The sequence below is a fragment of the Pseudobythopirellula maris genome, assembly GCF_007859945.1.
In the GTDB taxonomy this organism is placed as follows: domain Bacteria; phylum Planctomycetota; class Planctomycetia; order Pirellulales; family Lacipirellulaceae; genus Pseudobythopirellula; species Pseudobythopirellula maris.
This window is the reverse complement of sequence record NZ_SJPQ01000002.1, coordinates 1,107,272-1,121,822: the sequence shown is the minus strand read 5'-3', so window position 1 is coordinate 1,121,822 and position 14,551 is coordinate 1,107,272. Positions and strand designations below refer to the sequence as shown.

The following is a 14,551-nucleotide window of genomic DNA, read 5'->3' as shown; positions in this document are numbered from 1 at the left end:
GTTGAAAGAACCAATACTCCTTTTCCCAGCCACGGGTTTCAGGCGGGGCTCCCCCGACGGGGGAGGAGATTAACCACGCACCGGCTCACAGGGGCGAACCGGGCGAGGATGACTAGGGCGCCTTCGCGGCGCCGACCGAGAGGCAAAGGCGATGAAGACCAACCACCGCAATCTGATGCTACGCCGCCGCGCGGCCGCCCGACGCTCGCGTCGAGGCGTGCTGTTGCTCGTCGTGCTGAGCATGCTCGTGCTGTTCATGCTGATCGGCACGGCGTTCCTCGTCTCGAGCGACCAGCACCGCACCGCCGCGCGCATCTTGGAGAAGAAGAACCGCGCCACCAGCCAGCCGGACGACCTGCTGGAGCGCGCGCTCATGCAGCTGCTGCGCGACACGAACAACCGCCACTCGGCGATCCGCTACCACAGCCTGCTGCGCGACGCCTACGGCACGGACGGCTTCGAGGCGCGGGTGATGACGGCGAGCGTCGACGGCGTGCTCGATTCCGACATTTTCCCTCGCTACGCCGGCGCCACCACGGCGCAGATGCTCGGCCCGACCGAGGGGCAGTTCGTCGACCTGTACGTGAGCGACCGCCAGGACCTCCGCATCACCGAGGCGGGCCGGCGCTTGGACCCCACCAACGCCGTGGGACTCGACTACGACAACCAGGGGTTGCCGGTCGACTACCAGCTTTCGCAGACCGACGGCTACTACAACGGCTGCCTGCTCACGATGACCGAAGGGCCGCTCGCGGGCGAATCGGTCCGGGTGGTCGATTACGAGTACCTCGGGCAGGGCCTGGCCCAAGGCGACACGTCGAACAACGGCGAGACGCGAGTGGGCCGCCTGCGGGTGATGGCCCCCCGGCGTCAGGACGGCGGCGCCCTGCGCTTCGTCGCTCCCACCGATCCTTCGCTGAGCGATTTCCTGAAGATCAAGAACGGCCAGACGGTCGGCTACCGGTTCGTCGTCAACGGCCGGCCGTACAACGGCGCGGGCGTCGGCTTCAACGCGTACGCCGACTACAACGGGCCACGCCTCACGGCGCTCGAAGCGGTGGAGCTTCCCACCGGCGAGTGGGTCGGTGTCGAGCCGGCGCTGGCGCCCAACGCCCAGCACTTCAACCTCGGCAATGTCGCCTACCTCGACCCTGCCCTGGCGACCGACCCATTCGCGGCGGGGCTCACGTTCCGCAGCAACGGCGGCGCCCCCGCAGCGACCGACGGCCTCCGGCCCCTTTTCGACCCCAGTCTGTCGGCGTCGCTTTACAGCCACTTCCCCGGCGCCGGCGACACCGACGAGTCGTACGACGCGGCCGACTTCCAGAACCTGTTCCTCGCGCTGCAATCGACCACGCCCCGCCACCGCGGGCGGGTCATGCTCAACAACGGCGCGCGTGTTGACCCCGACTCCGGGTACGACGCCGATGAGGCGGTCCGCCTCGACCTGGAGGACCTGCCGATCCCGTCGTTCCACCGGCCGGCGCTGGTGAACTTCTGGTTCCACCGCCTGCACCGCTCGACGTGGCTGACGTCTCTCATCGACAACGCGGATGAACGGGCGTTGGCGATCCTGCGGCCCCTTGTCGACGGCGAATCCAACCAGGATGTCTCGGGTCTCGACCTCGTGACTGCGCTGAAGATCGCCGAGCTGAAACGGAAGTTCATCCTGCGGCCGCTGACCGATGACCACCCCGACTTCGACGGCGGCAACCTGTTGTCGCGCTACGAGGGAACGAGCGCCGTGCCCGGCGCGGCGGCCTTGCTCAACGCCGCCGGAGAGATCACGTTCCCGTACTGGGAGGCGGTCGGCCCGTGGGACGTCGACAACGACAACGACGGCGCGGCCGACAGCGTGTGGGTCGACATCGGCCTGCCGGTGCAGAAGACCGAAGACGGCCGGCTCTACAAGCCGCTCGTCGCGATGCTGGTCGAAGACCTCGACGGCCGGCTGAACCTCAACGCCCACGGCTCGGCCGAGCACTTCGTCAGCGACGACCTCGACCGCTCAACGCTGCGTGACGCCGTTACCAACGACTTTAGCAGCGATCTAAACCGCAACCTGGCCCAAGATTTCACCTCCGGCCAAATCCTGCAAAGCTCAAACCAGCTGCCGCACGGCGAAGGCTGGGGCCCGGCCGACATCACGCTGCGCTCGGTCCTCTCGCCGAACCTGCCGCTGGCTGAACAGCAAAATCATTCTCTCGGTGGCTCGGAGCCTTACACTGGTATCGCACAGTTCGACGACTACGCTCGGCTGCTAGCCGGCCGACCCGACCCGAACGACGACGGCCGCTTCGTCGCCACGGTGATCGACATCGCCGAGCCGTGGGGACGCTACGGGTCGTTCAGCGCGGACAAGGCTTCGGTCAGCGACGGCCGTGGCTACTATTCACCGGGTCACACGTTCGACGTGAACGATCCATTCACCACCCGCGATCCGCGGGTCTGGACCGACTTCTTCGGCTTCCCCACGTACATCGGGTTAAATGAGCCGGCAGCCGGCTTTGGCGAGATGCCCGACCTGTTCTCGCGTTACTCTGCCGGAGTGGGCGCGACCGGTTCGCCATTGCGTGAGGTGAACGCTGACCGCAATGATGCGATCAGCGGTAGCTACAGCCGCCCGATCCTCGACGACTCACCCTATGAACTCAACCTGTCGGCCGAAGCTCGGCGACGGCCGGTGGCCGACCTCCAGGCGGTGGTGAATAGCTACCCGGCGGGGGCGCCGATCAACGACGACGCCCCGTTCTCGCCCGCCGAGTTGGAGCGCGTGCTGCGGGCGAACGACGCCGACGCGGGCGACCTGGAGGGCCGCCTGTGGAATCTGGTCGACGCCTTCGACCCGGCGAAACTTGCTTATCAGAACCGGCTCGACGAGGCGATCAATGACAACACGATCGGCTCCAACACGACGGAGAACTTCGCGCCCGACGACCTCCAGGCGCTCGTCGCCGAGCAGCAGGCCGCCATCAACCGCCGGCTCGTCACGACCGACAGCCACGAGGTACCCACGCCGAACGACTACTGGACCACCCGGCTGATCCTCGGCGCCGACGGCCTGCCGGGCGTGCCGCGCGACACCACGGTGGCGGGGAATCCGATGCCCGCGGACGACGACGGTGACGGCCTCGTCAACGAGGGCGACGAGACGGTGTTCGTGTTCAACACGAACAGCGTCGCCACTTACACGTTCCCCAACGGCGCGGCCATCGACTACGACACCCTTTGGTACGCCGACTGCGACGACTACGCCGTCGTGATGCGCGACACGGCCCCCACCAACGCGCGGCTGACCGACTACTTGCGTTACCGAGTCGTGCTCGAACTCAAGCGGCAGGGGATCATCCCAGTCGACTTGTCGTTCCGCACCGGGGTGTCGGGGCAAGTCGAGTTGGCGCGGGCCAACAAGTTGATCAACGAGGTCATTCACGGCGACAACACACGCCCTACGGAGTTCTCGCGTAATCGTGATCTGAACGATGGTGGTATTGATGACCAGACGGTCGACATGCGGAACATCCCCCCCTTCTTCTCCTACGGCGGGTTGCTCGCCCCGGAGGTCCTGGCCGGCCTCAGGATGGACCTCAACCGCCCGTTCGGCGACGGCCGCGACAACAACGGCAACGGCGTGGTCGACGAGCCCCAAGAGGCGGGCGAGCCCTACGCCGACGCCAACGGGAACGGCGTGTGGGACGGCTCGGAGCCGTACGCCGACCTGAACGGCAACGGCGTTTTCGACCCGCCGCTCGACTGGATCGACGTGAACAACAACGGTGTCCAAGACGCGGGCGAGCTGAACAACTTCGACTACACCGCGGGCCGCGACACGAACGGCCGCGGGGCCTACGTTTCGGGGGCGCCGCTCCGCGACGACTCGCGGATGGCGCGGCAGCTCTACGCGCGGCACCTCTACTGCCTGACGCTGCTGTTGATGGACGAGAACTACCTGGCGCCGTACGACGACAACGACCCGCAGGTGCTGCATTACCTTGACCCGCTGAGCGGCAGCTACAACAACTCGGCCGACCCGCCCGAGGACCTCAAGAGCGACCCGGACGTCCTCAAGTCGAACATCCGCAGCGACTCGAGCACCGCGTACCGACTCCGCTGGGACCTGAAAGGCGAGATCGAGGAGGAGCTGATCGCCGCCGGCGCGACCGACGCCCACGAGCAGGCGCTCGAGCAATCGGTCCAAGCGGCGCGGGTGGCCGCCATGCGTAAGCTCACCCGTCGGCAGATCGCCCAGTGGGCGATCAACGTGGCGGACATGCGCGACCCCGACGCGATCATGACCCCGTTCGAGTACGACGAGAACCCGTGGGACGGCTGGAACGTCGCGCAGTACGACTACAGCCCCACGCGTCGATCGGAGAAAACCCCGATCGCCGTCTTCCCGATCGACGGCGACGTCACGACCAACGAAGGGGCCGGCTTCGTCCGGGAAGTGACCGCCGGCGGCTTCGGCGCGCCGGTCCAGCGGCTGGTCGACTCGGACGAACCGATCAACGATTTTGACAACACCTACGGCCTGGTCTGGGGCGCCGAGCGCCCCGAGGCGCTGATCACCGAGGGCCTGGCGTGGCACGACCGCCGCCTCACCGACGACGAGATCCCCGAGAGTTCCGGCAACAAGGGCGACGGCGGCCAGGTCGGCGCAAATCAGGACGACGACCTCGACCAGCGCTACAAGCCCAAGGGCAACTGCTTCTTCGAGCTGCTCAACCCGTGGCCCTTCGGCGGGCAGCGTCCGGCCGAGATTTACTCCTACGTCGACGTGCTGGACAAGGACGGCGACGGCGACACGACCGAACGCATCTTCTCGCAGGGCGTGGAGTTCGACCGGCTCAGCGACTTGCCCGCCGATCCCTCCCAGCCGATCAGATCACGTTCGCCGGTCTGGCGGTTCATCTGTGTCGAGGACCACCCGATGGTCCGCAACTCGACCGTCGACCCGTCGGCCGCTGAGGCCGACGCCCGGATCCAGGGCGACGTGAAGCTCGCCGACGACGACCCGGCCCACCGGCTCAACGACGGCACTTACGAGGACAGCCCCATGGCCAACGGCCCGTGGGCCTACACCTCGGAAAAGATCCGCGAGGTGGGCGGCAAGACGATCCCGCCGCTCACGTTCGCCTACCGCCAATTCTGGAGCCGTAAGGTCCTCGAAGCGCAAAACTCGCTCGCCACGTCGACCGACGACGCGGCGGCCGGAACCGGCCTGCGCGAAACGCCCCCCACGCCGCTCGACCCCAACTTCCCCGGCTTCGACCGGTTCGCGCAGCCCGTGGACCTCGGCGACGTCGAGATCGAGATCTCGAGCCGCCTCCACGGCAGAGAGACCGGGGGCCCCCGAACGCTGACCGGCACGGAGCAGACGCCGGCGCCGCAGGTGATCGATCGCGAGATCACCCGCCGCGTGCTGCAGAAGCCGAATCAGTACATCGAGCGGGCCTTCTACATGATCGCCCCGGTCACCGAAACCGCCGCGGCCGGACCGACGGTTGGCTTTGGGCCCCCGGTCGCCTCGACCACTCCCAAGATCGATCTGACGGCGCCCGGGTGGCGCGTGCCGAAGCTCGCTTATGAGCTGTCGGCAAGCGCGCCCGCCAATCTGGTGCGTGAGCGTGGGCCCGCCGTCGGCGTCAAGCTGACGGGCGTCGCCCCCGGCGGCGAAGTCGGCACCGGGGGCTCCGTGCTCGAGGTGCACGCCAGCAAGTTCGCCCCGCTCAACCGGATCAAGTACACGGACGACACGGACGCCAACCTCCCCGCCGTCGGCAAGCCGATCCCGCTCGCGCCGCTGCTGCCCGGGCGTCGGGCCGTGGTCGGCTCGATCGGCGCGGTCTACAACCGCGACCTCCGCGACGAGTCGGCGACCCTCAGCGACGACGCCAACAAACTCGCCGGACGCTACACGACGCTCGTCTCGCGTTTGCTCGAGAGCGCCGGCGGCGAAGTCGAAAACGAGTTTCTCGATGGCTCGCCCCACGCCGGCGTCTCGAGCAACCAGCAGCTGCGCCGCTTCGAGATGATGCCCCACCCCTCGCCCGACGTGCACCAGTTTGTACTGCGGATGAACGGCGGGTCGGAGAGCCGGCTGGTGCTCGGTCCCCCGATCGACGGCGAAGCGAACGACGACTACTACAACATCACGGCGACGGCGGATCTCCTGGCCTCGGAGCACGCAACCACGCCGGTCATCGCGATCCCGATCGACGGGTTCTCGGTCTCGGAACCGCTCGACGAGTACTTCGTTCGCCAGCTCGAGCTCGACCCGAGCCTCGACATAATCTACCGGCCGAACACGAGCGGCGCGGTCTCGAGCGCGAAGCCTGCCGAGGGGTATTTCGAGACCCCGTTCGACGAGCCGTTCGACGTCCTCCCCGAGTTGGTCGAGAACCAGACCACGCCCAACTACCGGACCATGTGCCTGGAGCGGCTGGCCAACCCGCTCCTGCCCTGGAACCCGCCGCCGAGGCGGTCCGACGGGTCGGAAAACCCGCAGCACGACGCGAACCTCGAGGTGAACCCGTACGTCACGGTCGACACGATGCCGCTCGACCTGACGGCGTTCAACAGCACGAGCAGCCGCGAGAGCGAGCTGGAGACCCCCGCCGAATCGGAGTACGTGCACGTTCCCGACACGAGCGTCTCGGGGCCTGAGGTCCGTCACCGCACGCCGCGCAGCCTGCCCAACGCCGGCGGTGAGGACGTGAACACGGCGATCATGTTCAAGTCGCACGAGCGTGGCTGGCCCTGGGGGGCGATCGAGGAGGCGTGGCCGCTGGCGATGAACCGCCTGCTGTGGCGGCAAGCCAACCCGACCACCACCACCGAGATCTCCCACCCGGAGAGCCCGCACGCCGTCACCGCCGCCGACCGCATGACCAAGGAGCGGCTCGACGACGACAGCGTCAAAGCGTTCCTGACCTTCGACGAGAAGTTCCTCGGGACCGGCTACGAGGAGCACGTGATCGACTTCTCGTACCTCACGAGCCTTGGCTTTGGCGACGTCAATGACGAGGAGTTCCTCGTTGGCCAAGATCTGCTCTGGGACCGCGAAGATGATCCCAATAACGACGGCCGGATCGACAACCTAGCGATAGCCGCCGAAACGTTTGACATCGATGGTGATGGCGTCGCCGGCGAGGCGCTCGGAACGCCGATGGTCAAGCTCGCCGATGATACGAACACGACCCTGCCTTCCGGCGCGCTCGAGAAACCGGAGACGCTGCGCAACAACTCGGCCTTCGCCACGTTCCACTGGCCGAACCGGCCGTTCGTCAGCGCCAGCGAGTTGCTGCAGGCGCCGATGCACGGCGCCAATCGGATGCTGACTTACTTCTCTGGCTTCAACGCCGCGGCGCCAGCGCAGCCCAACCCGTGGAACGGTGAAGAGGCCGTGCTCAATGGCGCCAACGCCGCCGAGCTTACGAACACCGCCCGGCGGGCGCCGACCATGGCGCCGTTTGGCCAACTGTTGCCGTTCTTCCAGACCGCGGCCGACCCGGCCCAGCAGCGGACGTACCAGATCCAGTATCCCGACCCCAATGACCCCAGCAACACGATCACCGAGGCGAAGGTGATCGCCTACGGCGCGCCGCACTTCTACCGGCTGCTCGATTACGTCCACACCCCGTCGCGGTTCGTGGCGACCGACACGCTGCTCAATCCCACGCAGTTCGCCGACCCGACGGTCGAGCCGGCCGACCCGCGCGCCGGGCTCGTCGCCCCGTTCAACCGGGTCGACCACTACCGCGAACCGGGCAAGGTGAACCTCAACACGGTGGTCGGCCGCCGCGGCGTGGACGACGATACGGACCTGCTGCCCGAGATGTGGTCGGAGGTGTACGACGGGATCATGCACCGCCTGAAGGATGGCAACTTCATCGACTCGGCGGGGACGCAACTGCTGCAGACCGGCCACTTGGGCCCGGCCTGGCGCGACGTGGTCGTGAGCCGCCGCGGCTACGCCGGCGCTGCCCCGTTGCCCGCCGGCGGCGTGCACGACTACTCGCCGCGGCTGCTCAACGCGTCGTTCCCGACGTTCTTCGCCAACCCGTTCCGTTCGCCCAACGCCGGCTTCGACGCGCCGCTGGCGAACATGACGCAAGGGGGCTCCGACGCCTCGATGCTGCGAGCGCACCCCACCTCGCCGGGGCCCGACGGCGCCTGGGGGTCAAGGTACCAGGACGATCTGACCGTCAACAGCAGCAGCGACGGCGTGCTCGACGACGCCGGCGAGGCGGGCCTGGGCGACGACCTAGCGCTCGTTCGCTCCGGTGGCGCGATCCCCGACAGCCTGCTGACCGACTCGGCCGGTGACGACAAGGTCACCGTGGTCCCGCTGTTCTCGGGCGCTTCGCTTGAGCCGTCGCTCGACACCGAACGGAACGCCTCGCTGCGTTACCAGCCGATGACCCGTTTGGCGAACATGACCACCGGCCGCTCGGGGACGTTCGCGGTCTGGATCACGGTCGGGTTCTTCGAGGTCACGCCGGCCAACGAGCACCCGGTGATCGCGGAGCGCTATGGCTGGGACACCACCACGGGCCCCGCAGACGATCAGCTGGCGTTGTTTAACCAAGTCTACCCCGATGGCTACGTGCTCGGTCGCGAGCTCGGGTCCGACACGGGCGACACGAACCGCGCGCGGGGCTTCTACCTGATCGACCGCACGCAGCCGGTGGCGTTCCGCCCGGGCGACGACGCCAACGTCGAGCGGGCGATCTTGCTCCGCCGGAGGATCGAATGATGGGCGACGCGGACACGCCGGCGCCGCCGGAGCAAAAAAGCCCGGCGCCCGCCAAGCGTTCGTTTCACCCGCTGCTGTGGCTCGTGGCAGCCGTGGTGGTGGGGATGCTGATCGAAGGGTTCACACGCCCGGCGGGCGAGGCGCACACGCCGGCGCCGCTGCCGCCGCTGCTGGTCGAGGGATGGGTCAACACCGGGCCGGGCGCCACGCCGTCACGCGAGTCGCTCGCCGGGCGGCTGGTCGTCATCGACGCCTGGGCCACCTGGTGCCCGCCCTGCGTGGCGTCGTTGCCGCAGATGGCCAAGCTGCGGGAGGAGTTCTCCACGGACGATGTCGCCTTTCTCGGCCTGACCAGCGAGCCGGGAAGCCAGCTCGACCGTGTCGAGGCGATGATCGAGCGGATCGACGGCTTCGACTGGCCGGTGGGCTACGGCGCCAAAACAACCTGGGAGGCGATGGGCGTCTACCAGATACCGACCCTCGTGCTCTACGACCGCACGGGCGTTTCGGTGTGGCGCGGGCACTCGACCGCGGACCTGCGGCGCGAGTTGCGGGCGCGGAGCGAGGGCGCGGCCGGCGGCGGTACTCTTTAGAGCGTTTCGCGGATGTAGCGCACGCTGGGCGGGCCGCCGCCTCGGGCCGGTTTGCCCGTGAGCCAGTCGTTCGCGTAGCGCAGCCGGTCGTTGGGACGCTCGGGGATGCGGAAGTTGTCGCCCTTCTGCATGATCGTGCGGCCGAGCGGCATCTCGCCGAAGCAGCGCGACCCGGCGCTCTCGATCGGGAACCACCACCCCTGCTCGCTCTCGGGGTCTTCGAGGTAGAACTCGGCGAAGGCGTGGCCGTTGACCCACACGATACGGGCCGGCGCGTCGGCGGCTCGGGCCAGGGCGCAGAACAGCGCGCTGCGGCCGTGGCAATCGGCCTCGCCGTCGCGGAGCGTTTGCAGCGCGCTGGTGTCCTCGGGCTGCTCGAGGTAGTCGATGTTGTCGAGCACGTAGTCGTAGAGCGCCTCGAGCCGCCGCCAGTCGTTGAGCGGCTCGGCGTCGGCTGCGGCGTTGGCTGCGGCGGATTCGGATGCGTCGCCTTCTTCGAGCTGCTCCATCACCTCACGCACGATGCGCCGGATGCGGCCGCTGCGGGACTCGATGTAGGGGCTCGTGCTGAGGTAGCGTTTCAGCTCTCTCGACGGCCGCTTGGGGATGACGAGCCCGGCGACCGCCTCCTCCCCGGGGTGCAAGACCGGGCGGGTCTCGATCTCGAACGTGACGATCGCCTTGGCCGTGGCGCCGGCGGGGAGGTACGGCACCGAGATCAACATCTGCCGCGCCTCGCCCCCCACCACGTCGCGGTAGGCCACGCGCTCCACGTCGCCGGTGAACTCTTCGTCGATGATCCGCACCTTCTGCTCGGCGCACTCCAGCGGCACCGGGACCATGGCCAGGATATTGCGGCAGTCGCCGCGACGGGCGGTGATCTCGGCGCCCACGCGGAACCGGCTCTCGACCGGGTCGCCGTAGCGGAGCGGCCCGTCTTCGGTCGTTTCGAGCAGCTGCGCAGCGAGCGGCGACGCAACCCACAGCGAGGCGAGCAGGGCGAGGGCAATAGTCGGCACGAAACGCATAACACTCCCAGGCGGACATTCGAGGACAGGCGTCGGGCGCCGTGGCGGCGCTACCTCTATCCTACGCCGCCGCGGTCGCGGATCAAAAAAACCGGCGGCCCGAATGGCGGCCCGCTGAGCAATCGACCGCCCCACAACCCATGGGTTCGACACTCATCCCCCGATTGGTCGGTCGTTGGTCATTCAATAACCAGGCGCAGACGCCACCCATCAGCCGGTTCACGCCCCGCGATTCAGCGCACGAAAAAACCCCCTAGCGGCTCGCTCAGGATCAACGAGCCGCAGGGGGTTTTAGATCGGCTCGGTGCGGGCGTTCCAGGGAGGGAGTGGCGCCGCGGGGGTCCGAGCCGATTTCGTGTTGTTCCTTTGGCGGTGGAAGGCGCCAAAAGAGTCTTGAAGCGTGAGGTCAGGCTGGAGTCATTGGGCGGGGCTGGGGCCGGGATCGACCGCGCCGTCCATGTAGCTCTCGCCGGCGTAGGTCGGCAGCGAGTAGCCCGACTGGCAGCTGTCGCAGCCGCTCATGCCCATCTCCATCGGGTAGCCGTTGTAGCCGTAGGTCTGCACGCCGCCGTAGCCGCAGCCCGGGTCGTACGAGCAGCCGGGGTCGTAGGCCATGGGGGCGGCCATCATCGGCGGGGCGGCGTACGCCGGCGCGGCCACCGCGGCGGTCTGCGAGCCGCAGTACGATCCGCGGCACAGGAAGTCGCGCATGCGGCGGAAGCAGCCGCAGCCGGAAACGCTGCTCACGAGCAGCACAGCGGCCATCAAAATCAAGATTTTCTTCATGACACGACTCCTCAAAGGGGGTGCGGTCCATGGGAGGACCGCTTGCCGTGCGACGCGCCATGCAAAACCGCATTAATAAAAGGCGGCTCCGCGAGGGGGGAGGGCGACACGATCGCGTGGCGTGGGGGGGGCGTTGGGGTGGGAATGTATTAGGCGGGTTTTACGGGTTACGCACCGGTGGGGTGTCGAACCTAGCAACACTACCCCACAATGGACGATGTGCAAATTCGACGGGTGAATTTTTCCAACATTCCCGCGCCGTGTGTTGACCGTGTGCTACATTTGATCGCGGCACAGGCCGCCCACTGCTCTCGATCGACACGACCCGCACTAGCCGCCATGACGACGCCAAACGCCCTCATGCTCTGCTTCCCGATCAGCCGTTTCCCTCAGACCCTCCGAGCACGGGCGCAAGCCGCGGCCACGCGCGTCGCGCTGACGCTGCTCCTCGTGTTGACCGCGGCGCCCTGGGCGTTGGCCGGCGGCTGCGTGCGGGCCCAAGACCGGGTGTTGCTCGTGAGCACCCGAACGGTCGGCTGCAGCACGAACGCCGAGCGGCTCGACAGCGGCGTCGCGGCCAGCGAATACGCGGTCACCGAGAGCGGCGGTCGCCGCTGGGTGAGGAGCGACGCCCCGGCGGCGCTCGCTTCGCTCGACCCGTCCACGCCGACCATCGTTTACGTGCACGGCAACCAGATCACCGCCTCGGAGGCCCGCCGGCGCGGGGTCGACGTGTACTGCCGGCTGGTCCGCTGCGGCGACGGGCGGCCGGTGCAGTTCGTGATATTCTCTTGGCCGTCGTCCAAGGTGCCGGGCCTGCTGCGTGACTTCCGCGAGAAAGCGGCCCGCACCCGGCCGGTGGCGGGCCAGTTGGCGTGGGCGTTGGCCCGCATGCCCGAGGGCGCTCCGGTCGGGTTGCTCGGTTACAGCTACGGCGCCCGCGTCTCGACCGGCGCGTTGCACTTGGCGAGCGGCGGCGCGCTCGGCGGCCTCAGCGCCCCTGCGGGGCCCTCCGCGCGGCCGACCCGTGTGGTCTTGTTCGCCCCCGCGCTCGACTGCTGCTGGCTCGGCAAGGGACGCTACAACGGCCTCGCCCTGCAGTCGGTCGACAGCCTGCTGACGACCGTCAACCGCCAAGACCGCGCGATGAGGCTCTACCGCTTTGTCTCCAAGACCAGCGACCCGACGGCGCTCGGCTACGCCGGCCCGGGCTGCCTCGACGCCGATTACCGCTCGCTCGTGAAGGTGCGCAACGTCACCGGATCGGTCGGCAAGAGTCACGACCTGTACGATTACATGGCGACCCCCGGCCTGATGGCGCAGGCGTGGCGGCGGCTGGCGTTTGTCGACCCGCCGGCGGTCGCGCCGAGCGATCAAGCCGATGCCGACACGCCCACGCTCGCGCTGCGATGATCGTCCAACCGGCTTATCTCAACGGCAAGTGGATCGAGCAGGCCGACCTGGCGATCCCCGTCGACGACCTCGGCTTCGCGATGGGCGTGACGATCACCGAGCGCCTGCGGACCTTCGAGGGCCGTGTGTGGCGCAAGGCCGAGCACATCCAGCGGATGCTCCACTCGGCGCGGGTGGTCGGCATCCCCCGGGACGTGGTCTACGAGATCGACCAAGCGATCTTGCAAATGCTCGCCCTGGCGATGCCCACCCGGCCCTTCGGCGACGATTGGACGATCATCGCCTTCGCGACTCCCGGGCCGCTGTCGGGCCAGCGGGGCGGTGAGCCGACGCGCTGCGTGCACGGCGCGCCGCTGCGGTTCGGCGACTGGGCCGATCACTACTCCGAGGGCGTGCGGCTGCGGACCACCCCGGTGCGGCAGACGCCCGACAGCTGCTGGCCCTCCGCGCTGAAGTGTCGCAGTCGGATGCACTACTACCTGGCCGACCGCGAGGCGGCGGCCGCGGAGCCCGGAGCCCGGGCGTTGCTGCTCGACCAGCAGGGACGCGTTTGCGAGGCGTCGACCGCCAACGTCGTGATTTTCAACGAGGCTGAGGGGATCGTCTCGCCGCCGATGGAGCGGGTGCTGCCCGGCGTGAGCGTTGGCGTGCTGCGCGAGCTGGCCGCGGGTCTCGGCGTCGCCTTCACCGAGCGCGACCTCACGCCCGAAGAGTTCGGCGCCGCCGACGAGGCGTGGCTCGCCAGCACGAGCGTTTGCCTGCTGCCGGTGGTCAGCCTGAACGGCGAGCCGATCGGCGCCGGCGAGCCGGGGCCCGCCTTCGGGCGATTCTTGGCCGCGTGGAGCGAGTTGGTGGGTCTCGACATCGCCGAGCAAGCCCGCCGCCAGGCGTGCTTGGCTTAGCCACAATAAAGCACGAGAGAGCACTAAGAGAAGAGAGCTAATACCCGCAGCTCGCAACGCCCGAGTCGCCAACTCCTTCTTGTGTTTCTCTGTGCCTTTTCGTGGCTATTCTCGAACCGCAACCATCCTTGCGGTCAGCGGTTCTCGACCAGCCAACCAGCTCAGTCGATTGGCAAGAACTTGTGCCGGTCGGCGCGGTCGAGCGTCGCCAGCCACGCCACCGTGGGCGCGATGAGCTCTTCGACGCGGGCCACGTCGTCGTCGTTGGCCCCCTTGGTGCGGCCGCCGGGCTGGCGTGAGTCGAAGCCGTCGCGGTAGGCGTCGATCACCTCGGGCGCCACGCTCAGGTCGGCGAAGTGCAGCAGCCGCCTAAGCTCTTGCTCGTCGAAGTCCTCGAGACGGCACTCGGTGTAGCGGTCGTGCGGCAGGTGGCGGCCGTCGCGGCAGGCGGCCTCGACGCATGAACGCCATTGCGCGGCGCAAGCGGCCAGCAAGCCTTGGTCGCGCACGATGGTCTCGAGGCCCGGGATCCGCGGCCCCCACACCGGCGTGCCGGCCGCCCCCGGCGCCAGCTTCCCGGCCACCCGTTTGAAAAGCTCGCGTGCGTAATGGGGGATCTGGCCGGGGCGGATCTCTTTGAGACGCCGCATGAGGTGCGCCCGCGGCACGCCGGTCGAGTGGTTCTTCCAATACTCGCGGATCGACAAGACCGACTGCCGGCCGTCGCGCATCATGTGGATGAAGATCGCGTCGTCCAGCACGCGGTCGACAAACGGCGCCCGCAGCGAGTTGCTCGGCGTCTTCTCCACCAGCCGCGAGCGGCCCGATGCGCGGACCTGCTGGGCGAAACTGTGGCGGATGTGCCGGCGCACTTCCGGCCGGGCGTGCTCGGCGCGCAGCAGGTCGCTGCGGCGGTCGTTGCCGTACTTCCAAGTGACCCGCGGCTCGTCGATCAGGCAGAGGTCGGGGTGGTGACGCAGCAATTGGCTGAGCACCGTGGTGCCGCTGCGCGGCGCCCCGAGCACCACGATCGGCCGGCGGAGTAGTTCGTCGTCGGTCATGCGGCCATTT

General features: G+C 68.3%; 7 protein-coding genes. 4 read left to right on the top strand and 3 right to left on the bottom strand.

The annotated features are described in order from the left end of the window. The first annotated feature begins 151 nt into the window (after positions 1 to 151). Together Mal64_RS12225 and Mal64_RS12220 are read left to right on the top strand one after the other, a co-directional pair. On the top strand, positions 152 to 8,758 hold the full coding sequence (locus tag Mal64_RS12225; RefSeq protein WP_146400495.1) for a hypothetical protein: 8,607 nt from the start codon (positions 152 to 154) through the stop codon (positions 8,756 to 8,758). Beyond that, complete coding sequence (locus Mal64_RS12220) at positions 8,758 to 9,351, top strand: TlpA family protein disulfide reductase (RefSeq protein ID WP_197525698.1); 594 nt, start codon at positions 8,758 to 8,760, stop codon at positions 9,349 to 9,351. The genes Mal64_RS12225 and Mal64_RS12220 overlap by 1 nt, the downstream gene beginning before the upstream one ends. Here Mal64_RS12220 and Mal64_RS12215 read toward each other — a convergent pair. Together Mal64_RS12215 and Mal64_RS12210 are read right to left on the bottom strand one after the other, a co-directional pair. Next, positions 9,348 to 10,370: a transglutaminase domain-containing protein gene (locus tag Mal64_RS12215; protein ID WP_197525697.1), complete on the bottom strand. Its 1,023-nt coding sequence runs from the start codon at positions 10,368 to 10,370 to the stop codon at positions 9,348 to 9,350. The two genes, Mal64_RS12220 and Mal64_RS12215, sit on opposite strands and share 4 nt — an antisense overlap. A 426-nt stretch (positions 10,371 to 10,796) precedes the next feature. Beyond that, on the bottom strand, positions 10,797 to 11,165 hold the full coding sequence (locus Mal64_RS12210; protein ID WP_146400488.1) for a hypothetical protein: 369 nt from the start codon (positions 11,163 to 11,165) through the stop codon (positions 10,797 to 10,799). Between the two features lie 339 nt (positions 11,166 to 11,504). Here Mal64_RS12210 and Mal64_RS12205 point away from each other — a divergent pair, with 339 nt between their 5' ends. Together Mal64_RS12205 and Mal64_RS12200 are read left to right on the top strand one after the other, a co-directional pair. After that, on the top strand, positions 11,505 to 12,578 hold the full coding sequence (locus Mal64_RS12205; RefSeq protein ID WP_197525696.1) for an alpha/beta hydrolase: 1,074 nt from the start codon (positions 11,505 to 11,507) through the stop codon (positions 12,576 to 12,578). Further along, positions 12,575 to 13,480, top strand: coding sequence for an aminotransferase class IV (locus tag Mal64_RS12200; RefSeq protein ID WP_146400484.1), 906 nt, complete (start codon positions 12,575 to 12,577; stop codon positions 13,478 to 13,480). The genes Mal64_RS12205 and Mal64_RS12200 overlap by 4 nt, the downstream gene beginning before the upstream one ends. Positions 13,481 to 13,641: 161 nt before the next feature. On the opposite strand, the gene Mal64_RS12195 is transcribed toward Mal64_RS12200, so the two are convergent. Continuing rightward, positions 13,642 to 14,541: a sulfotransferase family protein gene (locus Mal64_RS12195; RefSeq protein WP_146400482.1), complete on the bottom strand. Its 900-nt coding sequence runs from the start codon at positions 14,539 to 14,541 to the stop codon at positions 13,642 to 13,644. Positions 14,542 to 14,551: the final 10 nt, after the last annotated feature.